The organism is Paenibacillus sp. JQZ6Y-1, from assembly GCF_040719145.1.
Classification (GTDB): domain Bacteria; phylum Bacillota; class Bacilli; order Paenibacillales; family Paenibacillaceae; genus Saccharibacillus; species Saccharibacillus kandeliae.
Window position 1 is genome coordinate 219,965 of sequence record NZ_JBFDUZ010000004.1, and the last position, 22,223, is coordinate 242,187.

Here is a 22,223-nt window from a genome sequence, read left to right on the forward strand (position 1 = left end):
CCCACCTTGCATACGAAATTCGGTTTAGATTCCAGAATTGATTTGTTGAAGGAATTATATATGTTTTAAATCTCTTAATTTTCTTAATAGATTCAAGCAATCTAAAATACGTCCTCGATTATATTTTTCGACAACAGACTCCAACGATGCCAAAATTTTCTCTAATCGTTGATCATAGAAATTGCGGTTACATTGATACAGCGTTAAGTGATAATAAATACTGATATAGCGACTGATTCCAACAGCAATATCCGAGTAATGCTGATTGGTGATCTTACCTAATTTTAATGGCTCTACAATATCGTCTGGATAAAGCAAATCATAATGTTCTTCCAAAATATGATCAATATTGAATCCATGCTCGGCAGCAGCCTGAATGATGATCATCAGACTGGGCAAAATTTCACCAGGATAGGTTCTCATCAATTTTAAATATTCAGGTAGGCAAGAGTCATTGCCTTCCAGCAACATCAGATTCAATTTGTTAAAATAGGCTACCAGTTCCAAACGTTCAACATACGGGGTATGTTCAGGGTGATTATCTTCAAACCAGCTCAAATCGCTAAAACCTTTTAACGCCTCATGAGCTAGATCATAACGAGCAGTCAATTCATAACCGGCAAACTTTAATATAAAGCTCTGCGCATAGTAGAACACAAGTGGACGTTCCGCAGGCGGATACGGTTGTTTGCGGACGGCACGAGAGTGTTTGCGGTTATATTGATACAGAGAGTCCGCCAGTACAAACAGTTCATCTGCTGTCAGCAGCAAAGCATCCCAGTCTTGAACGGTAAAATAAATATTCCCTAACTTCAGCAACGCATCCAACTTCAAATGCGCAGGCAGCCGATTGCGAAACGATTCAAAGATCAGCGCTGCTTTCAAATTGTCCTCGATATTATGTCCCAGCGCAGCACGAAACAAGCGGTACTGACTAATCGCCAATCGCTCCGACTGGTAATTGCGTTCATTCTCAATCACGCACTGATACAGTGGCACAGCATCTGCGCCACGCTCTTGTGCGACCAGCTCCTCCGCCATTTCAAACACGTGGCTGACATGTGCCGGATTCTCCATTAGCAAATCCAATGTACGGCGAATCAAATCGATTCGATGAAGGTCCAGACAACGCAGTAATAGTGGGCGTACACGCCGCCAGTTTGCCTTACCGGACTCGTTGAAGCATTCCTCAACAAACTGTTCATACAGCCAGCCTTCGGGCTTGCCTAGCGCCTTTACCATGCCATCCAGCTGATTGATAGACATCGGTTTGGGCGGGTTGCTATTCAGGGTAGCGCTCAGGATTCCGCGGTTGATCCCAGACGCCTTGCTGAAGCTGCTCAGGGAATAACCCTGGCGTTGGATTTCGGATTCAAGTTCGGTTCGTAGTGTAATTAATCTATCCATGCGGATCATTCCCTTCCTGTAAGGCATAGAACGGATCTGATGCAGCACCGGTGCAATCCATTGTACGACTTATCCATCTATTACGTAGCTAGTTAGTGATTACGTTTCATTTTCGTTGTAAAAATTTTCATGATCCTTACGTAATAATTATGCTAATCCGTCCATATCTTTATCGGGATACCGAATTAGAGCACAGACGTATAAGCCTGTATCCAGACCAACCGAATGTGCTCAACTTTGCCAAAAAATGATAATTTTTATTATTATATAGGTTACTCAAAAAAGAGAAACTTCATTTTTGGTAACTTGTTATATGCAGTACTCATCATTCCAGTTTACGATCATTAATTCAAAAAAAAGGGTATGATTACAAAAAAAATAACTTCGTTTTTTGTAAACTGCTGTAATAATAAGAGATGTAGGTGAGACAAGTTAGCTACTTCATGAGATGACTGACTTGCGTTGTCGCCTGCATGGTTGTCGTAACGTTTCACCGAAGTTTGAATGTGAACCTGTACCGGTGAACAGACGGGGGCATAGTGCTTGTTAATACACATAGAGAAAGATATTAATCATAGCGTTTGTCTCGTTCGTCGGAAGCAGGAAGAAGAGGTAGCATCAACCACGTAGCAAGACCGTAGCCACACCCATAAGCACATATATCATAAGTAACACGTTTTTTATATCATAGAACACCACATAGCTTGACCAGTAGCAAGACATAGCTATACCATAGCAATTCATAAGCAACACCAACGGTAAGGCCCAGATCCAGATGATCGGGCTCTTTCTTTTTATCTAAATATCCTTAAATTAAACAATTGTTTATATAACTTTAAAAACACGTTTTTTGAAAACATCTGTCATAATGAGCACAAGAGTCATTCTGCGGAAACAGCTCTGCCCGGTTACGCGCCCCAGCCTGACTGTGCACCATTTCGTTTACGCACATGGTTTGAGTATCTTTGTCGTCCTGTCGTTTGCAGCAGCGTACAGCTTGGCTGCCGATCCTGATCGGTGCTGCTGCATAGGTCTGTTTTGCGTTGATTTTCTTTTCACTATTCCATATTGACCAATAGTTTCCGAAATATTTTTCGTCGGAGGCGAGCTGCTGCATGTCTTGCACCTGAAACACTGTCCAGGTGTTATTTGCGTTACTGTGCAGCTAAGAACTAGTCAAATATAGATTTACGAGGCAACAATTGATATATTTCGACAAAGATTTAATGATTGATTTAGTCAATTATGCACTGGTGACAAGCATGGAAATACATAATAATGAGAGTCTGCGGTATCCGCATACAAGGTGAACGGCAAATGAGTGTATGACGATAATAAAAATTGCCGAAATTCATCCAATTTTACCTGTTTATACATGACGAATATCGGGTAAAAACTATGCCGGGAGCATATTACATCTTATGGAGGGTCCACCATGAATAGGCTTTTTACAGCCTTCACTTCTTTTGTGCAAAAACGTTTGATTGGTAACATGATTCTTGCCGCTATTGTTTATCTGTTCTGGATGTACGGTTTACAGAATAGTGCGCAGGAGGCAGCAGGTACGGCGTTGGTCGCCTTGGTACTTTTGCTGTTGGGGGACATCATCTCGCTTTACTTTTCCAGACATTCATCAACCAAGCACAACAAGCATGTGGGATAACGGACGTCAGTTCTACACTCGATTCCGGTGACGAGCACATGCAATGTTGATCGACTATATACGTACTAGCGATAATCGCCAAGCAGGCGCCTGAACCAATGATTCGGGCGCTTTTTTTATACCGTTATACGGGAAGTTTACACTCGTTTGATCTTTGTAGATAACTAAAAGGACGAGAATTCTTTTTTGCTAACCTATGGGACAATAAGCATAGATTGGATTGTCATTATTCATACATATTACCTGTAACTACCATGTACAGCGATGGGGCGGAAAGGCAAATTTTCATTCCTGCCTCCATGTCTGTTAGAATGGAAATGAAGAGGCTTTCCTGCCAAAGCCTTTCTCTTGATGTAAGACATATTTTATTTCCTTTTTACAAAAAAATGAAACGGAATTGCAGCCTGCGCAGTATTATCTAGCAATACCTAAGAGGAGGCTCGTATCATTTATGACGATTAATCTCGTAAAAGGACAGAAAATTGATCTGACCAAGGGCAGAAGCGACCTTACCCGTCTATTGGTCGGTCTAGGCTGGGACCCGGCAGAATCGCAATCTCGCGGTCTGTTCGGCTTCAAAAAGGCGAGAGCTGATGTCGATTGTGACGCATCCGCCCTGCTGCTCAGCGAAAACGACAAGCTGCTCAAAAAAGGCAATCTGGTTTGTTTCTACAATCTGACGAGTGAGTGTGGTTCGGTGCGCCATAGTGGCGACAACTTGACTGGCGAAGGTGCAGGCGACGATGAGCAAATCTTTATTGATCTGTCCAAAGTACCGGCAGATGTTCACAAGATTCTAGTTGTGGTAAATATTTATCAGGCGGAACAGCGCCGTCAGGATTTCGGTATGATCTCCTCCGCGTATATCCGTGTTGCCAATGAGCAAACCGGCGAAGAGCTGGCACGCTACAATCTGACTGACAATTATGCAGGTATGACAGCTCTTGTCACTGGCGAATTGTATCGCAACGGTTCCGATTGGAAATTCAATGCGATTGGTCAGGGAAAACAGGCGGCGCATGTGGACATTTTGGCTCGCCAATATGTGTAACACAATAGGTATTCATTTCTCTGCTATCCATGCAGGAAGATACCAATATTTGCAGAACGTATACTTAATCGAAGAAAGAGGGAACTGACTATGCCAATTAACCTGAGTAAAGGCCAAAAAATCGATCTGACTAAAACCAACCCTGGACTGGCGAAAATTACAGTTGGCTTGGGCTGGGATACGAACAAATATGACGGCGGCGGCGATTTTGACCTCGACGTATCCGTATTTTGCGCCAATGGTGCAGGCAAAGTAGCCAGTGAAAAAGACTTTATCTTCTTTAATAACCCGAAAAACGAAAACGGCTCCGTTGTACACAGCGGTGACAACCGTACAGGTGCGGGTGATGGCGATGATGAGCAAATCAAAATCGATCTGCCAAACGTACCACAAGCAGTAGAAAAAATAGCTTTTACAATCACCATCTATGAAGCAGAAGCGCGCAGCCAGAACTTTGGTCAAGTCTCCAATGCTTATGTACGCATCATCAATGACGCTAGCAATGAAGAACTGATTCGCTTTGATCTGGGTGAAGACTTCTCTATTGAGACTGGTGTAGTTGTCGGTGAACTGTATCGTCATTCCGGCGAATGGAAATTCAGCGCAATCGGCAGTGGCTACCGTGATGGTCTGTCCGGTCTGGTACGCGACTACGGTCTGCAAGGCTAATCTCTATTTGTATAGAAGAACAACACGATCTGCTGGATGATTTTGCGGCAGGTCTGTATATGAGCTTTCTGGATTACCTAATGACATACAGGGCACGTTCCTGTATGTCATTTTATCATCAGGACAATGCTGTATGATTTGCTTGTGGCATCTTACAGCATCTGGTGACTGACAGCATGAACATCGGGAGGGCGAGAGATGAGCATCAATATAGTCAGAGGGCAAAAAACGGACATCACCAAAACCAATCCCGGCATGAGTCAGTTCACAGTACTGCTGGGATGGCAGGCGTCCGCTGGATTGGAGCTGGATACATCGGCGTTTTTGTTACGTGCGAATGGCAAGGTGGATGGCGATGATGATCTGATCTTTTATGGGAATACAGGGAATTCGTTTATTAGCTATATCGATCAGGCGAGCGGCAGTGACAAACGACAATTTACGATTCAATTGCAGCGTATTCCGCAGCATATTGATAGGATTGCACTGACGCTGACGATTTATAATGCAGATGCACCGGGTAATAATTTTAGTCGTGTGCAGCATATGTACATACGAGGAATACAGGAAGCGGGACAGAATGAATTGTTCCGCTACAATTTGGAGTCGGGCTTTTCCAATGAAACGGCGATTGTGATCGGTGAGCTGTATCGGTATCAGTCGGATTGGAAATTCGCTGCGGTCGGAGCGGGTTATTTTGGTGGATTGAAGGAGTTGTGCGGTAGTTACGGAATTGAGGTGGAGGAGCCGTCTGGTTCGCAGCAGCCTACACCGACTCCGACGCCACCGATTCCATCTCCACCACCAGCTCCCCCTGCACCGCCGATTCCGTCACCACCCGTTCAGCCACCGGCAACACCGCCGTCTGCTCCGTTGAACCTGTCCAAGATTGAGTTGAAGAAAAAGGGTGATGTGATCAATTTGCAGAAAAAGCCGGGCGTTTCGCTTGGTGAGCTGTTGATCAACCTGAACTGGAATCGACAGCAGCAGAAGAAAAGCGGCGGGCTGTTTGGTTTTGGTGGTAGTAGCGGTAGCAGTCGCGGTACAGATTTGGATCTGGGCTGTCTATATGAATTGCAGGACGGCAGCAAAGGTGTGATTCAGGCACTGGGCAACACCTTTGGTCGGATTGATGTACCACCTTATATATCACTGGATGCGGATGATCGCACTGGTGAACGTACCAATGGTGAGAATATGCGCATCAACGGCAATCGCATATCTGATATTAAGCGGGTGCTGGTATTCTCTTTTATTTATGAAGGGATTAGCCGTTGGACGGAAGCGGATGGTGTCGTTACGATCTACCAGCAGGGCGGACCGGATATTATTGTTCGTCTGGATGAGCCGGATAATCGCCGTACGATGTGTGCGGTCGCGATGATTCGCAATGTAGGAGAGACATTCAGTATTGAGAAGGTTGTACAGTATTTTAGCGGTCATCAGGAAATGGACCTTGCCTTCAACTGGAATATGCGCTGGAAAGCAGGACGAAAATAATCATTGCTTGCGATATGCCGAACATCGGTATGTGGTGGAGAATGGAACTGTGAGATTGATCGGACAGCTTCATTCGCAAGTATGGCAATGACGATCTGGTCTGCAACGAAAGCTATACGGTATGGAACAAGCAAGCTGTAATCTGACCGACATACCACATGTCGGATGATGAGAGTCCCTCCTGTGCTGCAATAGGAGGGACTTTATTTTCATTTTACTATGTTACGTACTGCCAATCTTCATATGAGCTGGTTTATACCGGGAGGGGTATTATGCGTTATTTTAATTATTTGTCGCCGGCTGAAGAGCAGGAATTGTTTTATTCGCTACCTACGAGGTATTGCAATGCTTCGGATCAGGAGCTGTTATCATACGCGGTAGGAGCGGCGCTGTATTGCCCAGCAACTCGGCAGACGATTGCGGCAGACATATTGTCTGGCAAGCATATGGGATTGACGACATGGGTGTTTGATCTAGAGGATGCGATTGGCGATCAGCAGGTAGAGGCGGCTGAGATGTCGCTGCATGTGCAATTGCAGCAGCTGCGTACGGCATTGCAGGAGGACCCAGATGTACAGGAGCGGGTGCCGCTGCTGTTTATCCGAGTGCGCAGTGTGGAGCAGCTACGACGTGTTTTGCAGCGGATGGATCAGTGCATGGAGCTGATTACTGGCATTATGCTGCCTAAGTTTGGGGCGGAGCAGGGACAACTTTATTTTGAAATGATTGCCGAGTATAACGAGTTGTCGGGTGCGTACGCGCCGGTGCTGTACGGGCTGCCGATTCTGGAAACGGCAGAGGTCATTTACCGCGAAAGTCGATTGGGAGCGCTGCTGGGTATTAAGCGCGTGCTAGATCAGTATAAGCAATATGTGCTGAATGTACGCATTGGGGCTACCGACTTCTCCAGCTTATTCGGATTGCGCCGTAATTCGGATGTGACCATTTATGAGATTGCGCCGATTCGAGATTGTATTGCAGATATTATTAATATTTTTGGACGTATGGATTCGCCGTATGTCATCTCAGGACCAGTATGGGAGTATTTTAGCGGAGAGCGTGTATTGAAGCCGCAGATTCGACAGTCGCCGTTTGAAGAGGCATTGGGTGATGATGGACGCCGACTGCGCAATGACTATATTAATCGTCATGTGGACGGTTTGATGCGCGAGGTGATGATGGATAAGGAAAATGGTATCATCGGCAAAACGATTATCCATCCTTCCCACATCCGGCTTGTGCAATCGATGTATACGGTCACACGCGAGGAATATGACGATGCACTGGGCATCATTGAGCGCAATAACGGCGAGCTGGGTGTATTCAAAAGCGGCTATGCGAACAAAATGAACGAAATTAAGCCCCATCTGAATTGGGCGCAAAAAGTAATGGCTAGATCAAAAATATACGGGGTGCTGCATGAACAACAACATTTCATCTCTTTACTCTCAGAACAAGAACGCCGTGTATACGTATAAGGTGCTGGAACAGCTGACTGTCACGGTAGAAGTGGAGCAGAATCCATTTCAATTGCCACTAGAGTCGCTGTTCGGCATGGCGGCACGCATTAATCCCAAGCGCTCGTTCCTATTTGTCAGCAAGGTGCTGGGCAAGCATCTGGCGGTTGATCCGTACGTGTCGCTGTTGAGCGGTGCGGCGTTGTCACTGCTGCTATATCGAGAATTGCACAAAGGGCAAGCGGAACATGAATTTAATCAAGCAACTGTGGATGGACTGACCTCGGCTACTGATGACACTTTATCCTCTCCAATGGCTGCTAAACCTGAATACCATGAGGATGACGATGCCGCCCAGCACAATACTAATATGGTGGAATCTCTGTTGCCATCTGTACTACGGGCGCTAACAACCGGAGAAGGTGCCAAGGAAGCATATGAGCAGCTGATGGCTGTGCAATTGGAAGCGAAGCAGCCACTGTCATTTATCGGGTTTGCAGAGACGGCGACTGCGCTCGGACATAGCATGTATGCGCCGTTCCGTCAGGAAGCGACCTATGTGCATACGACTCGGCACCATATTCCTGATCTGACGCCAGTGATCCAATTTGAAGAGGAGCATTCCCATGCGGTGGCGCATCGTTGTTATGCACAGCAGGATGGCATGATCGACGGTACGCAGTCGATTGTACTGGTGGATGACGAGATTACGACTGGGAAAACGACGCTTAATATTATCCGTGCGATTCATGAGCAATATCCACGGCAAACGTATTATGTGGCTTCCCTGCTGGATTGGCGCAGTGCAGAGCATGTGCAGCGTTATGCCGAGCTGGAGCAGGAGCTGAATATCCGTATTGTGCCGCTGTCATTGATCAAAGGCAATATAACAGTGGAAGGGCAGGCGGCGCTGAGTCATCCGCCATTTATGCTGGAGGAAATGGATGAGCAGGTGCCGGTAGAATGGATCTATCTAGATGATACGTTCCAGCAGCTGCATGATCATGCTTCAGTGGATGGGTTGGAGCAGGTGCATACGTCGCCATTTGTGAAGCATACTGGACGGTTTGGTCTGGCATCGGTGGATAATCTGTTGCTGGATAAAAGTATTGCGGCAGCAGGCGCTCGCTTGCGGGAATTGCGTAGCGGCGAGCGGACGCTATGTTTGGGTACGGAAGAATTTATGTACGTACCGATGCGGATTGGGGCGCAGATGGGTGAAGGTATACGGTATCACTCGACGACTCGCAGCCCGGTATATCGAACGGAAGCGCCGGATTATGCGATTCATTCGGGCTATGTATTCCATTCGGCAGAAGACCGCAGTGTGAGCAATTATGTGTACAATATTCCTCGTCAGGGATATGACGATGTGTTTGTCTTTTTGGAACGGGATGTGCGTCCGGGGCATCTGGATGAATTGATTGATGTACTGCGCACGCGCGGATTCCGACATATTCACATCGTTGTTTGTGGTCCGCAGGTGGAGCAAGTGGATGGAAAGGGGAATATCCATGAGTGAGCGGAATGGGACTGCCAGTGAAGCGGCAGATGTTTCTTTTGACGATTGGAATCAGCCGAAGCTGGCTGACCCAGCGCAACTAGGGAGCTATGACCGGTCGGATGTCGTCTTTTTGCTGAAGGATCTGAGTGATGTGAATCTGGAACGCGGCACAGAGGAGCGCGAGGAAGCGATCCAGACCGGCACGCATTATTCGGAAATGTTGCCGCAGGAATATCAGCCGACAGTCGAATATGTGCAGCTGTATCATGCGGCGCTTGAGCAATCAGCGCAGGAAGTAGCACTGGCGGCAGGTGTGGTCAGTGAGCTGATTTTGCGTAAGCGTGGGCGGAAGCTGGTGCTGGTATCGCTGGCGCGTGCAGGTACGCCGGTTGGTATTTTGATCAAGCGGTATTTGCAGCAGGTGCATGAGCTGGATGTGCCGCATTACAGCATTTCCATTATTCGCGGTAAAGGCATCGATACCAATGCGCTCAAATATATTTTGCAGCAGCATGGAGCGGAGACAGAGATTCAGTTCATCGACGGCTGGACAGGCAAAGGAGCGATTCGTCGCGTGCTGGTGGAGTCATGTCGTCAATTTGCCGAGAAGTACGGGGTGCAGTTGAATGATGATCTGGCGGTACTTGCTGATCCGGGGCGCTGCTCGGATACATATGGCACGCGAGCGGATTTTCTAATTCCAAGCGCATGTCTGAATTCGACCGTTTCAGGCTTGATGAGCCGTACGGTGCTGCGGGATGATCTGATCGGGAAAGATGATTTTCATGGATCGAAATATTATAAATACTGGTTGGAGCAGGATGTATCCAATGCGTTTGTAGATACGATCAGCGACTGCTTTGAAGATGTGGTGTTGCAGGCGCAGGAGCAGGCGGAGCAACTGTTGAAGCATCCGATGCCAGCGGACTGGCAGGGCATGGAGGACATCCGAGGCATTCAAGAGCAGTACGGCTTGCGCGATATCAATCTGATCAAGCCGGGCGTTGGCGAGACGACGCGTGTACTGCTACGCCGAGTACCTTGGAAAATTCTCATTAATCGCGAGGACAATCCACATCTGCGTCATATTTTACTATTGGCGCATGAGCGCGGAGCAACGGTAGAAGTGCAGCCTGAGATGACGTATGCCTGCTGCGGCATCATTAAACCGAGAGAAGGTGATTGCTGATGCTGTTATATGCCAGTGATCTGGATCAGACGCTGATTTACTCTGAACGCTCGCGCGGGATGGAGATCGATCCGCGTATCATGATGGTTGCCGAGATGGTGGATGAGCGCGTTGTGTCGCATATTTCCATTCAGGCGCTGAATACGTTAAAAGAAATCGCTGCGCAGATTCCATTTGTGCCGGTGACGACGCGTGTATTGGAGCTGTACCATCGCATTCATATTTTCCGTGATGTGGTGGTTCCAGCTTATGCGATTACGAGCAATGGAGGGCATATTCTGATCAACGGCAATATCGATCAGGAATGGCATCAGTACATCATGGATGATGTGCGCGATAAGGCGGCACCGGCGGCGGAAGCGATATCGCTGTTTCACGGGGTTGCCCAGCCGGAGTGGGTGATCAAGGAGAGCTATTGGGAGGATACATTCTTCTCGGTGCTGGTCAATCGAGAGCAGATGCCGTATGAGCAGGTGATGGCGCTACGTCCGCAACTCGCGCAGCTGGGTTGGGATCTGTCGATCCAAGGACGCAAGGTGTATCTGGTGCCATTTGCTGTTAGCAAAAATCGGGCGATGCAGCGAGTACGGGAAATGACCGGTGCGACACATATTATCGCTTCCGGCGATTCACTGCTGGATCGCGGATTGCTGGATGCTGCGGATTCCAGCATCGCACCGGCGCATGGCGAGCTGTATCGCGCTAGTCAAAATGGGACACTGGGCGAGGCTTCCTTTGCGTTTACCCAACGTTCCGGCATTCTGGCGTCGGACGACATTGTGCAATTTGTAGCGGATATTATGGATAGGGAAGGGATTGCCAAGCATGAGTACAGATAATAAAAAGATCCGAATCTGGTTTAACCGCAGCTTTGCGGTAGGGTATCATTATATTCAAGCGGTACGCAATAACGAAGACGGATTGGAATTTGAAGTGTATGGCTCTCATCGCGATCCAGAGCATGTATCGCTGCTGTCCTGCGATTATACGGAAGTAGAGCCGGTGTTGACTGGACGGGAATACGCTGACTTTTGCCTCGACTTTTGCCGTCGTCATCAGATTGAGGTATTCGTACCACGTTGGGGAATGCGCTATGTAGTGGCGGCAGCAGATGAATTTGCACAGATGGGTGTGAAGCTGGTTTGCTGCACGGATATTAAGCTGCTAGACGAGATTGAGGACAAAGGCAACTTCTTCCGTTCGGCGGATGAGCAGCAGCTGATGATTGTGCCGGAATATGAGGTGGTACAAACGGCAGATCAATTCAAGGCGGCATATGAACGTATCGCTGCACTGGGATTGAAGGTATGCTTTAAGCCGACTCGAATGGAGGGCGGTGTGGGCTTCCGTGTCATTAACAATGAATTTGATCCGCTGGAGGAATTGTTTAGCACGGTCAGTGCCAAGGTATCGTTTGATCAGGTGTATCAGACGTTGTCAGCGGCAGAGACATTTCCTGAATTAATGGTGATGGAACTGTTAGAAGGACCGGAATATAGTATCGATTGTCTTGCTTCGCCAGAAGGAGAATTGCTGGCAGCCATTCCGCGCCGTAAAGGGGACGGACGCTCACGATTATTGGAGCAAAATCAGGAGCTGCTGGATATCGCCGCCAAAGTAGCACGTTATTATCGGATTCCTTATAATTATAATCTACAGCTAATTTATCAGGGCGATACGCCCAAAGCGCTTGAAATCAATCCGCGCATGTCCGGCGGTTTGCATATGTCCTGTTTGACCGGTATTAATTTCCCTTATCTGGCAGTGAAGCTGGCGCTTGGATACGAGGTAAACGTGCCGCAACCGGAATTCGGATTGCTGACCACGTATGTGGAGCAGCCACTGATTATGAGTAAAATAGGAGAATAGGTCGCTGCATGATGTCGATAGATACGTCATCTGTGACATAAGACTTAAATTGCCAGAATGGCGCAACCGGCGGACAGGTAGGCACGTAGCATAGGGCATGACGAATTTTATCGAGGCAGGTGTTTACAGATGAGTACAGCCAAAATCATAGGCAAAACGGTGCTTGGCGGTGGAGTCGGTTATCTGATCGGTTGTCTGGTGGACATATGGACGCCGGGCGCAATCGCGATGCTGTTTCCATTGGCAGGCTCCGTTTACGGCATAATCTGGGCGGCACGCTCGTCGAATCGTCCCGCTGAGTTGCCGCCGTCCCCGGGACAACCGCCACTGGCGCAGTCCCAGTCGTCCGGTAGAACACGCGTTCAGAATCAAGGCTCATCGCAGCGTCATCCGTTGCAGGAGCAGTATGAGCAGGCGGCTAGACAGCGCGCCACAGAGCATGAGCAGCAGCGTCATGCACCTGTATCTGCTCGTGGAGCTGGCTATGCTGCGGCAGCAAATGGTACAGCAGGTCAGTCCGTATCTGCATCATCTGCACAACCAACGCCAGCCTCTGGTTCCCATGCTGCGCTGAACGGTCAACACAGCGCGGAGGTTCTGCCGCTGTTTCAGCCAGTGCTGGAATATTTAAGCGTGTTGGAGGATATGATTATTTCCGAAGGTCAGAAGAACAATCTGGATAATGAAATTGTGGAAAAAGCCTGTGCTTTGTTTTTACGATTACAGCGTGTTATTCCGGTGCTGTCCGATTTGAACAATGACGATATTAATCATACGATCAAGCGTCTAGTCATGAAGGACCTGAACGGTGTGATCAATCCTTTCCTGCGTTTGAGTGGAGAAGCCAAAACAAAAAACCGTCGTATTTTGCTGGACGGCATCAAAGATGTTAATAACCGCGTCACCCAGATCGTCAAGACGATTGAACATAAAGATCTAATGGAGCTGCAATCGCGTGCTGAGATTTTGCATCAGCGCTATTCGTAATCCATTACGGATCATCCTAGCCTGACCAAGCATTAGTACGAACCAAGGAACCAAGATTGATCCAAGCGTCACCACTATCGGTTTAAAGGAGATGATACCTATGGCAACATCACCGATTACGTTGAAAAAAGAAGACGAGGAGAAAGTGACCCGCGAAGCGTCCACGATTATCCAGCAGGTGTCCAGAGCAGACAATATGAATCTGGATGTGCTCATGGATGAGGTGGGCAAGCTTGGTATGCAAACACAGGAACGCGCCACACAAACCCTGCAAATGCTAGATCGTCCAGTCAACGACCTGATGTCTGGCAAATCCAAGCATGTGTCTGACCTGATCCTATCGCTGCGCGATGAGTGTGAAGCCTTGCAGCAGAGCAAAAATGTTGGTCTATTCGCGAAGCTACTGCGCAAATCTCCACTCAAAAATTACGTCTACAAATACCAGTCTGTCAGCAAGAACGTGGATGCGATCGTACAAGGTCTACGCGACGGCAAGGATACACTGGAAGAAAATATGATCAGCATGCGCACGCTCAAGCGGAATTCCTTGCAGGAAATCTACAATTTGCAATATAAAATCGCTATGGGCGGCGAACTGAAAACATTGTTTGAAGCTGAAATCCAGAAGCCGGAAAACGAGAGCCGCAAAGTATATTTGGAGCGTGGGCTGCGTAAGGTCGTTACGCGCATTCAGTCGATGACCGAAAATATCATGTTATTTAACCAAGCGATTGCGGCGACCGACATCGTGAACGATACAAACGACAAGCTGATCGATTCGGTCAACGATTCCGTGTACAAAGCAGCTAACCTGATCAAAATCTCCGCTATGATTGCACTGGCGATCGAAGATCAGACGCGCGTCGCTAACGCGGTCGAGAGTGTGAACCAGACGATTGAGGATCAGTTCAAACGCAATGCCGAGATGCTGAAAACGAACAGCGAACGCTCTGCCGAGCTACTCAAAAAGCCGACCATGTCGCTGGAATCCGTCAATCAGGCGATCTCCGATCTGATGACCGCGCTGGATACATCCGAGCGCTCCAACCGCGAGATTATCGTCAGCTGTCAGGATTACACCGCCAAGCTGTCTACGATCAACGATCAAATGACGCGTCGTCTCGGTCTGGAAAAAGCCGAAGCCAATACGCCATCGCTGGCTAACAACAATGCTGCACCTAAACGCGATCCCTTGGCTGACCTGCTTAGTTAATTGGCAAGCAAGCAGACATCGTGTTGATAATGCAGGAATAGTAATATACGAATCGCAATACATGACTTGTAATACATGAACTGCAATATAAAGCGCCGCATTCTATAGACTGTATAGAATGCGGCGCTTTTGTATCAGTATACCTTGGATGATTGTCGGATACTGATTCGTATTGAAATGATCGAGCGGGCAGTGCTTGATCATGTAGAGGATTGTTAGTGGGTTGAAGGTAGTGTTTATTTTGCCCATCCGCTCATCTGTCCATTCGCATATCCGCTTATCCACTCATCATGAGGATTAAAAGGCGATGCCGCTTGTATTGTCAAAGCCGCTGATCGCACCGTCTTTGGCAGGTATGCTAGAGCCGTCACCATTAGAGGCAAAATAAATAGCATAACCGTAGGATGGGCTAGTTTTAAAGTGCTTTAGCTGATCAGCGGTGAAGTAACCGGACAGATACGAATAGTCTACTTGCTCCAACTGCCCTCGATAGGTCCATGCTGTGGCATTGGCAACATCATATCCAAGCGATTTCAGGCGTTGCAGTTCGGCTTGGGCTTCGGTGCTGTCCGATTCGATGGGAGAGCCATTTTGGAACAGGTCGATGGCTACGAAATACTTGGCGTCTTTGTCGCTGGCATGTTCTTTCATTGCTTGCTCAATATCGTACATAAATAGCGTGTTGCCATTGTCAGCTGGAGCGTAGCTGCTGGCAGCAATCCCCGGAGACGTGATGCCTGTATCGCTGGTGGTCGGGCTGTTGCTATCCGACGTTGTTGTCTTCTCACCGGGCAGCACGTCAATGGTAGTTTCGCCGCTGCTGTTGTTCTTTTTCAAAACAGCGAGGGCATTGTACAGGCTAACGGCTGCATCGGCACGATTGATGTGCTGCTTTGGATGGAAGTTGCCGTTGCTGTCCAGTGTGATGATTTGGAATACGAGGGCAAGCTGCACGGAATCGAGATCGTTGGCGTTCAGTTTGTCCTTGTCTTTGATAGTTTGAGCGACAACGTCGGTTGCGGGCATTTTGCCGACCACCTGCATCGAGGTCATTACATAATCGATATACTGCTCGCGGGTAATTTTGGCGTTGGGATCAACCGATTGGGGGATGTCCAGACCGGCTTGCTGTGCGTAACCGAATGAATGGGAGTACCACGCATCTTCTTTCACTTTCGGGAATAGCTGGGCAAAGCTTTGTAGACCATCGTTATGAGATCGGTTGATCGTATCCAGCTGGAATGCTTTGACGATCATTTGTAGAGCTTGCGCTTGTGTTAAGGATGCGGTAGGTGCGAACGAGGTATCGCTTACGCCGTGAATGATCTTTTGCGAATGAAGGGTAGTGATTTTCTGGTGATCCGGTGTGTCCTTCAGATCGGTAAATGCGGCAGCGAACGATGTGCTGCCGATGGAGACGGACAGTAGGGATGCGGTCAGGATTGCACCAGCGATTGTTTTGCTTTTGTTCGTTGGGTTTGATTTGCGATTAGGGTTGGTGTTCATAGGTAATTCCTCCTCGAAGTTGGGTTTGAAGTTGATAGGGTTGGTTCATGCTATCAGGTCGTTCTATTGGAAAAGACGACAATCGCGATCATCGGTTATTTTCTTTTACAAAGTTTTTGAATTAGGTAGCGGGCTGTTGCAAACCCGAATCATCCCATTGTGTGAAAATGCCATTATCCGGCGAAACAGGCGAGCCGTCGCCATTGAATATAAAGTGCAGCGAGTATCCATAATCTGGGCTGGCAGCGAACTGCTTCAACTGCTCAGCGGTAAAATAGCCAGCGATATACGTTTGATACACCTTTTGCATATTGCCGCGATAGGTCCACGATTGCGAATAGCCGACTTTATAATGAGCTTGCTGCAAACGCTCCACTTCACTGCGAGCTTGCTTACTATCCACCGTTAGTAGTGATCCGTTGCTATACAGATCGACAGCGACAAAATAAGTCACCGATTGTTGAGCATGCTCATTCAATGCCAACTTCAGATCATTGTCTAAGCTCAACATACCGTTCTGCGGAGCTGCCATACTTGGCGATACGCTAGATGATGGCGGCAGTGTATCACTGGTATAGCTGTCAATCACAGTGCCGGATGCCGTATACATCGAAGGCAGCTGCTGCCCAATACTGTTAAAAATAAAAATACAGGCAGCGACAGTGGCAACTAGAACGGCAGCAATGCCACCCCAGCGCTTGCGCTGTCTAGAGATCGAACGCGAACGAGCAGTAAGCGGCTGGCTGTGTGCCTGCATATGCGCTTCCAATCGTTCCAGCAGCGCATCGTCCACTTGACCGATTGCTTCAAATAACCGTTCATCCGGTGTGGTATGGATACTCATAGATGAATTCCCTCCTGTATAAGATAGTGTTTCAATTTGCCACGGCTGCGGAACAGGCTGGCTTTGATATTATTTTCCTTTACTCCAAACATGCTGGCGATCTCGGACAGCGGCATGCTGTACCAGTAGCGGGCGAGAAACAAATTGCACTCGCGCTCCGGTAAAGTGTGCATAAACTGATTGATGGTGCGGGCAAGGTCCTGATCGAGAATCGTTTGTTCCACATCATGGGTTGCTGGTATGCACTCAATCAGTTCTTCCAATAAAGGCAGCATAGGTCCACCCCGTTTTTTAGCTTTTTTGGCTTTGTATTTGTCTAGCGATAGATTACGTACAATGCGTCCTACAAAAAAGGACAGTTTGCTCGGTCGCTGCGGCGGAATCGCATTCCATGTACGCAACCATGTATCATTGACACATTCCTCCGCTTCGCCGTTATCGTGCAAAATATGATAGGAAATGGAATAGCAGTATCGACCGTACTGACGCGCCGATTCTTCAATCGCCGATTCGTCACGGTTCCAATACAGCTCCACAATATCGTCATCGTTCAACAGGATACCCCTTTCTGGATAGACAGTCTCTTTATACATACAGACGACAAACCATAGCGTTGGTTATTGTACAAATAAAAAAATATCGACCCCCTATAGGTAGAGTAGCATTTACATGTATATGGTTCCTTTGTAGTACCGTGAACGAGCAAAGAGGACATGTCGAGAAATCACCTTGTGCATTCAGCTACACGCACAACGGACGCAATATGGTGTTATATCGTGGAATGAGGATGATTCATGTAAGCAATGCTGAAGGTGTCTACCGATCACTAATTATTACGCTAATTATGACCTGACCATTCTTAATGTAAGGGCTTTCTTTTGGAAAATGATTGCTTTACCATTATTCGTAAAGCCTGTGTTCTCGCGAATGACAGGTCTAAACCGAAAGGAATGGATTATGATGACAGAAATGAACCGTTATCCGTTTCAAGATCATACGCTTCATCAGGATACCCGGGTACGTGATCTCATCTCCCGCTTGACGGCGGAGGAAAAAATAGAATCTATGCTTCAGCATCAACCGGCAGTAGAGCGGCTTGGTATCAGCGCATACAAGCATGGAACAGAAGCGGCGCATGGCATTTCATGGCTAGGTGAAGCCACCTTTTTCCCGCAGCCAGTAGGGCTTGCCTGCACATGGGATGCAGATCTGATGAAGCGTGTCGGCAATGTGATCTCGGACGAGGCGCGCGTGATGTACAAGCGTAATCCGACCTTTAATGGACTGACGCTATGGGCACCAACGGTTGATATGGAGCGCGATCCGCGCTGGGGGCGCAATGAGGAAGCATATGGGGAAGACCCGAAACTGACAGGTGAGCTGACGAGTCATCTTATTCAGGGGATTCAGGGCGATCATCCTACATATTTGAAAGCGGTTGCGACGTTGAAACACTTTCTCGGTAATAACAATGAAGTGGATCGCGGTACAGGATCGTCCAGTATCGATCCGCGCAATATGCGAGAGTATTATTTAAAAGCATTTGAGCAGCCGTTTATCGAGGGCGGTGCGCAGTCGATGATGACGTCCTACAATTCGATCAACGGTACGCCTGCCATTTTGCATCCGCTTGTGCATGAGGTGGTGAAGGGCGAGTGGGGAATGGACGGATTTATCGTCAGTGATGCGGGTGATATGATGGGCATTATGCGGGATCATGGGTATTACGATTCCCATACGCCGGGTGTGGCAGCGTCGATCAAAGCAGGTATTGATAGCATTACCGATGATGCTGAATTGTCCAAAGCCGCGCTGAAGGAAGCGCTGGAACAAGGATTATTGAGCTGGGATGATATTGACCGTGCTTTATTCAATACATTCCGTGTTCGCTTCCGACTGGGTGAATTTGATCCGGCAGAGTTGAATCCGTATGCAGCCATCGGCGAGGAATCCATGATGACAGAAGCCGCCAAAGAAGTGTCCGCCGAAGCTGCTCGTAAATCGGTCGTCCTGCTAAAAAATGAACATATGACCTTGCCATTGTCCGCTACATCTGCTGGTAGTGTAGCTGTGATTGGCGAGCTGGGCAATGTTGTGTACCGAGACTGGTATTCCGGCACACTGCCTTATGCCGTTCCAGCGCTGGAAGCGATTCGCAACAAAGTAGCAGGTGACGTTCACTACAGCGATGGCAATGATCGAGTGACGTTTCACTCAGAGGATGGATTGCTGTTAAGTGTTAAGTCAGATGCACCTGTCATTGCGGCTGAATCGGAGACAGTGAACCTACCGGAAATCGGCGTCGTAGAGGATGAAGCAGCGATTGAGCCACAGTCGTCGCTGGAACAAATGGGTGGTTATGTGGTGGCATTTGAGCCATTTGCGGAACATGTCAGCACTGACGATACGGATACACATACAGAACGAATGGCAAGCGATCAGCAAGTAGCCACGGAGCAGCTCCATACGCTTGATTCTGCTGACCATGACGCTACCGTGGCAAATCGTACAGTAGCAGATCGTGTAGAGGGTGATCCTGCCGTAACTGCTCATACAGAGGATGCTGAACGGCTCGCTGCTGAATGGTCGAATGAGGAACCAGAAGACGACCAGCATACCGATGCGGACATTGTACCAGAGAAGTATTTGTTCAACATTTCCGATTGGGGATATGGCAGTTATACGATTCGCTCGGAAGCGACCGGTACGTATCTGGTAGCCGATGACGAACAGCAGCGTGTTGCGGTAGCGGGTGATGAGATTTATGGATGGTTTGCCAAAGAAGTGCTGCATCTGGAACAGCAATCGGATGAGCGTACGCATATTCGGACATGGAACAACCTAGAGCTGTATCATCATGCAGAGGATCATAGCCTGAGTATTGCACAGGGACAAGGCGTATATCCGCCCGTGCGCGCGGAATGGCAGCGTTCGGCGATAGAGCGGCAGGGCGTCTCCTCCGTAGGCGGTCCGGCAGATGCGCTCGCTCAGGATCATGAGACACCGTTAGCAGGGGGAGTGGATACTTCTGCTTCGCAGCGGCAGTATGGCTTTACCAAAACGGTTATCACCGATGGCATCCAGCAGGCAGCTACATTGGCAGCGGCAAGCGAAACTGCCATTGTATTTGTAGGCAATCATCCGCTTATTAATGGAAAAGAGGAAGTAGATCGTCCGGGGCTGGAACTGGCGGATGCACAGCTGAAGCTGATTCAGGAAGTGTATGCCGTCAATCCCAATACCGTGGTGGTGGTCGTCGGCAGCTATCCATTTGCGATGGAGTGGGTGGAGGAGCATATCCCAGCAATTGTGTATCTGTCACACGCGGGACCAGAGCTGGGCAATGCGGTTGCAGACGTGCTGTATGGTGATTATGCGCCTGCGGGTCGACTTAATATGACGTGGTATCGTTCCGCTGAGCAGCTGGGCGACCTACGGGATTACGATATGATTCGCTCGGAAAAGACATACCAGTACTTTGCCGGGGATGTACTGTATCCGTTTGGACATGGACTAACGTATTCTCCTATCGTGTACAGCGAGCTAGAACCGGATGCAGCGGAAACGAACCTTGGCGAACAGATTACCTTTTCCGTGAAGGTGCATAATACGGGAACGGTCGATACGGACGAGGTGGTACAGCTATATAGCCGTATGTCGTCACAATCGCGGGTGAAGCGTCCGCTACGTACCTTGCAGGCATTCCGCCGCATCCATTTGGTGGCGGGAGCAGAGAAGATTGTCACATTCCAAATCCCTGTCCAACAGCTTGCCTTCTGGGATGTCACACGCAGTCGATATGTGGTAGAGGACGGAACGTATACCTTTATGGCAGGTCGTTCGTCAGCAGATATTCGCATGGAAACCGAAGTCATTCTTCACGGTGAGATCATTCCACCTCAGCAGCTGCAAAACGGTGTGCGCGCCGAAAATTACGATGACTACCGTCATGTTCATCTGGTGGAATCCAAAGAAGGCGGTGCAGCCGTAGAAGCGCTGGCGGATGGCGCATGGATACAGTTTAGCGATGTGGCGCTAGATCTGGATGCCAGCAATGCTATATTTGAAGCACGGGCAGCGTATACGGGACAGAGCGGCGAAATTCAGATTCGTCTAGATTCGTATGATGGTCCATTGCTAGGCACAGCTACGCTGGCAGCTTCTGTTGAGGAGCAAGGCGAGCAGGATATACGTACTACATTGAATCGTATACAAACAGCAGATGATGGACCTGACACCCATGCGAATGAAGTAAACGCAAGCGACATGACGAATGGCATCAGCGGAGCAGAAGCGGGTCATATCGGAACATTGGATAGAGCTGTAGGCAAGAATATAACGAGCGATTCGGATTCGGTAACAGCAGATCAATCGCAGCGACGTGATGTGTATCTAGTATTAAGCCAAGGAACAACAATTAGCAGCTTCCGCATCGCATCGTCGATATTATGAAGTAAGATGAAAAAGCAGCCTTCTCCTCGCGAGGGCTGCTTTTTTGTATTCGGCTAATGAGCTAACGCTAACAGTAAGCAGTATAACTGCCAACAAGCCCGAAAAAAAGACGCTTCATCCGAAGCGTCCCATAATATATTCCTGTGTAGATGTTTTCTCTGGATTGGTGAAAATCTGATCCGTTTCCCCATGCTCCACCAGTGTACCAAGGTAGAAATACGCTGTGTAATCCGATACACGCGCTGCCTGCTGCATGTTATGGGTCACGATAACGATGCGCAGATCGCTTTTCAGCTCGGTGATCAGCTCCTCGATCTTGCCAGTCGATACCGGATCAAGTGCAGAAGCTGGTTCATCCAGCAACAGAATTTGCGGATTGACGGACAATGCGCGGGCGATACACAGACGCTGCTGCTGACCGCCGGACAAGGAGAGCGCGGATTCTTTCAAACGATCCTTGACCTCATCCCACAATGCCGCTTTGCGCAGACTGGTTTCGACGATCTCATCTAGCTGTTTACGTCCCTTGATGCCATAATAACGCGGACCAAAGGCGATATTTTCATAAATGGATTTGTAAAATGGATTCGGGCGCTGCCACACCATGCCGATGCGCTGACGCAGCTTGATCACATCCGTCTCCGATGCGGTCAGGTCGATGCCGTCCATCCAGATATGCCCGGTAGAGCGCGCACCAGCGATCTCATCGTTCATGCGGTTGAGTGAGCGCAGGAAGGTCGATTTGCCGCAGCCGGACGGACCGATAAGGGCGGTTACGCTTTTGGCAGGGAAGCCCATGCTAATATTTTTAATGGCTTGGAATGTGCCATAATAGATGCTCAAATCTTCGGTACTAAAAGGCATTGGCATTGCCATAGAAAGGTTCCTCCTTGAGTAAATCGCGGTAATGAT

Annotated in this window: 18 protein-coding genes; 12 read left to right on the forward strand and 6 right to left on the reverse strand. The window is 48.4% G+C overall.

Translation table 11 applies throughout. From position 1 onward, the window contains the following. Positions 1-54: 54 nt before the first annotated feature. Both ABXR35_RS19380 and ABXR35_RS19385 read right to left on the reverse strand, forming a co-directional pair. On the reverse strand, positions 55-1,407 hold the full coding sequence (locus tag ABXR35_RS19380; RefSeq protein WP_367063693.1) for a DNA-binding protein: 1,353 nt from the start codon (positions 1,405-1,407) through the stop codon (positions 55-57). 835 nt (positions 1,408-2,242) lie between these two features. Next, complete coding sequence (locus ABXR35_RS19385) at positions 2,243-2,524, reverse strand: hypothetical protein (protein ID WP_367063694.1); 282 nt, start codon at positions 2,522-2,524, stop codon at positions 2,243-2,245. Positions 2,525-2,842: 318 nt separating this feature from the next. Between ABXR35_RS19385 and ABXR35_RS19390 the strand changes: the two genes are divergently transcribed. From ABXR35_RS19390 to ABXR35_RS19440, 11 genes are all read left to right on the forward strand, one after another. Then, positions 2,843-3,070, forward strand: a complete 228-nt coding sequence (locus ABXR35_RS19390) for a hypothetical protein (protein WP_367063695.1) — start codon at positions 2,843-2,845, stop codon at positions 3,068-3,070. A gap of 451 nt (positions 3,071-3,521) precedes the next feature. Continuing rightward, positions 3,522-4,121 (forward strand): TerD family protein, encoded by a 600-nt coding sequence (locus ABXR35_RS19395; RefSeq protein ID WP_367063696.1) that lies wholly within the window; start codon positions 3,522-3,524, stop codon positions 4,119-4,121. Positions 4,122-4,211: 90 nt separating this feature from the next. Further along, entirely contained in the window at positions 4,212-4,790 is a 579-nt protein-coding gene (locus ABXR35_RS19400) for a TerD family protein (RefSeq protein ID WP_367063697.1), read from the forward strand. Positions 4,791-4,988: 198 nt separating this feature from the next. Then, positions 4,989-6,290, forward strand: a complete 1,302-nt coding sequence (locus ABXR35_RS19405; protein ID WP_367063698.1) for a TerD family protein — start codon at positions 4,989-4,991, stop codon at positions 6,288-6,290. Between the two features lie 272 nt (positions 6,291-6,562). Next, a complete protein-coding gene (locus ABXR35_RS19410; protein ID WP_367063699.1) occupies positions 6,563-7,768 on the forward strand; it encodes an HpcH/HpaI aldolase/citrate lyase family protein in 1,206 nt (401 codons plus the stop codon). A gap of 76 nt (positions 7,769-7,844) precedes the next feature. Then, positions 7,845-9,269, forward strand: a complete 1,425-nt coding sequence (locus ABXR35_RS19415; RefSeq protein WP_367063831.1) for a phosphoribosyltransferase family protein — start codon at positions 7,845-7,847, stop codon at positions 9,267-9,269. Then, positions 9,262-10,440: a cysteine protease StiP family protein gene (locus ABXR35_RS19420; protein ID WP_367063700.1), complete on the forward strand. Its 1,179-nt coding sequence runs from the start codon at positions 9,262-9,264 to the stop codon at positions 10,438-10,440. The genes ABXR35_RS19415 and ABXR35_RS19420 overlap by 8 nt, the downstream gene beginning before the upstream one ends. Continuing rightward, positions 10,440-11,279 (forward strand): HAD family hydrolase, encoded by an 840-nt coding sequence (locus tag ABXR35_RS19425; protein ID WP_367063701.1) that lies wholly within the window; start codon positions 10,440-10,442, stop codon positions 11,277-11,279. Before ABXR35_RS19420 ends, ABXR35_RS19425 begins: the two co-directional genes overlap by 1 nt. Next, a complete protein-coding gene (locus ABXR35_RS19430; protein WP_367063702.1) occupies positions 11,266-12,309 on the forward strand; it encodes an ATP-grasp domain-containing protein in 1,044 nt (347 codons plus the stop codon). The genes ABXR35_RS19425 and ABXR35_RS19430 overlap by 14 nt, the downstream gene beginning before the upstream one ends. Positions 12,310-12,438: 129 nt before the next feature. Continuing rightward, positions 12,439-13,296: a hypothetical protein gene (locus tag ABXR35_RS19435; RefSeq protein ID WP_367063703.1), complete on the forward strand. Its 858-nt coding sequence runs from the start codon at positions 12,439-12,441 to the stop codon at positions 13,294-13,296. Positions 13,297-13,396: 100 nt separating this feature from the next. Further along, positions 13,397-14,509, forward strand: a complete 1,113-nt coding sequence (locus tag ABXR35_RS19440; protein ID WP_367063704.1) for a toxic anion resistance protein — start codon at positions 13,397-13,399, stop codon at positions 14,507-14,509. A gap of 297 nt (positions 14,510-14,806) precedes the next feature. On the opposite strand, the gene ABXR35_RS19445 is transcribed toward ABXR35_RS19440, so the two are convergent. The 3 genes from ABXR35_RS19445 to ABXR35_RS19455 all read right to left on the reverse strand — a co-directional run bounded on the left by ABXR35_RS19445 (position 14,807) and on the right by ABXR35_RS19455 (position 17,413). Then, positions 14,807-16,015 (reverse strand): S-layer homology domain-containing protein, encoded by a 1,209-nt coding sequence (locus ABXR35_RS19445; RefSeq protein WP_367063705.1) that lies wholly within the window; start codon positions 16,013-16,015, stop codon positions 14,807-14,809. Between the two features lie 121 nt (positions 16,016-16,136). Continuing rightward, complete coding sequence (locus ABXR35_RS19450; protein ID WP_367063706.1) at positions 16,137-16,859, reverse strand: hypothetical protein; 723 nt, start codon at positions 16,857-16,859, stop codon at positions 16,137-16,139. Then, positions 16,856-17,413: an RNA polymerase sigma factor gene (locus tag ABXR35_RS19455; protein WP_367063707.1), complete on the reverse strand. Its 558-nt coding sequence runs from the start codon at positions 17,411-17,413 to the stop codon at positions 16,856-16,858. The genes ABXR35_RS19450 and ABXR35_RS19455 overlap by 4 nt, the downstream gene beginning before the upstream one ends. Positions 17,414-17,819: 406 nt before the next feature. Here ABXR35_RS19455 and ABXR35_RS19460 point away from each other — a divergent pair, with 406 nt between their 5' ends. Further along, positions 17,820-21,311: a glycoside hydrolase family 3 C-terminal domain-containing protein gene (locus ABXR35_RS19460; protein ID WP_367063832.1), complete on the forward strand. Its 3,492-nt coding sequence runs from the start codon at positions 17,820-17,822 to the stop codon at positions 21,309-21,311. 114 nt (positions 21,312-21,425) lie between these two features. Here ABXR35_RS19460 and pstB read toward each other — a convergent pair whose 3' ends face one another. Then, positions 21,426-22,181 carry a phosphate ABC transporter ATP-binding protein PstB gene (gene pstB, locus ABXR35_RS19465; RefSeq protein ID WP_367063833.1) on the reverse strand — a complete coding sequence of 252 codons (756 nt, stop codon included), beginning with the start codon at positions 22,179-22,181 and terminating at the stop codon, positions 21,426-21,428. Positions 22,182-22,223 lie beyond the last annotated feature (42 nt).

Excerpts from the sequence above, each read along its gene's own strand:
- ABXR35_RS19380 (WP_367063693.1), bottom strand. The coding sequence starts at position 1,407 with ATGGATAGATTAATTACACTACGAACCGAACTTGAATCCGAAATCCAA.
- ABXR35_RS19385 (WP_367063694.1), bottom strand. The coding sequence starts at position 2,524 with ATGCAGCAGCTCGCCTCCGACGAAAAATATTTCGGAAACTATTGGTCA.
- ABXR35_RS19390 (WP_367063695.1), top strand. The coding sequence starts at position 2,843 with ATGAATAGGCTTTTTACAGCCTTCACTTCTTTTGTGCAAAAACGTTTG.
- ABXR35_RS19395 (WP_367063696.1), top strand. The coding sequence starts at position 3,522 with ATGACGATTAATCTCGTAAAAGGACAGAAAATTGATCTGACCAAGGGC.
- ABXR35_RS19400 (WP_367063697.1), top strand. The coding sequence starts at position 4,212 with ATGCCAATTAACCTGAGTAAAGGCCAAAAAATCGATCTGACTAAAACC.
- ABXR35_RS19405 (WP_367063698.1), top strand. The coding sequence starts at position 4,989 with ATGAGCATCAATATAGTCAGAGGGCAAAAAACGGACATCACCAAAACC.
- ABXR35_RS19410 (WP_367063699.1), top strand. The coding sequence starts at position 6,563 with ATGCGTTATTTTAATTATTTGTCGCCGGCTGAAGAGCAGGAATTGTTT.
- ABXR35_RS19415 (WP_367063831.1), top strand. The coding sequence starts at position 7,845 with ATGGCGGCACGCATTAATCCCAAGCGCTCGTTCCTATTTGTCAGCAAG.
- ABXR35_RS19420 (WP_367063700.1), top strand. The coding sequence starts at position 9,262 with ATGAGTGAGCGGAATGGGACTGCCAGTGAAGCGGCAGATGTTTCTTTT.
- ABXR35_RS19425 (WP_367063701.1), top strand. The coding sequence starts at position 10,440 with ATGCTGTTATATGCCAGTGATCTGGATCAGACGCTGATTTACTCTGAA.
- ABXR35_RS19430 (WP_367063702.1), top strand. The coding sequence starts at position 11,266 with ATGAGTACAGATAATAAAAAGATCCGAATCTGGTTTAACCGCAGCTTT.
- ABXR35_RS19435 (WP_367063703.1), top strand. The coding sequence starts at position 12,439 with ATGAGTACAGCCAAAATCATAGGCAAAACGGTGCTTGGCGGTGGAGTC.
- ABXR35_RS19440 (WP_367063704.1), top strand. The coding sequence starts at position 13,397 with ATGGCAACATCACCGATTACGTTGAAAAAAGAAGACGAGGAGAAAGTG.
- ABXR35_RS19445 (WP_367063705.1), bottom strand. The coding sequence starts at position 16,015 with ATGAACACCAACCCTAATCGCAAATCAAACCCAACGAACAAAAGCAAA.
- ABXR35_RS19450 (WP_367063706.1), bottom strand. The coding sequence starts at position 16,859 with ATGAGTATCCATACCACACCGGATGAACGGTTATTTGAAGCAATCGGT.
- ABXR35_RS19460 (WP_367063832.1), top strand. The coding sequence starts at position 17,820 with ATGACAGAAATGAACCGTTATCCGTTTCAAGATCATACGCTTCATCAG.
- pstB (WP_367063833.1), bottom strand. The coding sequence starts at position 22,181 with ATGCCAATGCCTTTTAGTACCGAAGATTTGAGCATCTATTATGGCACA.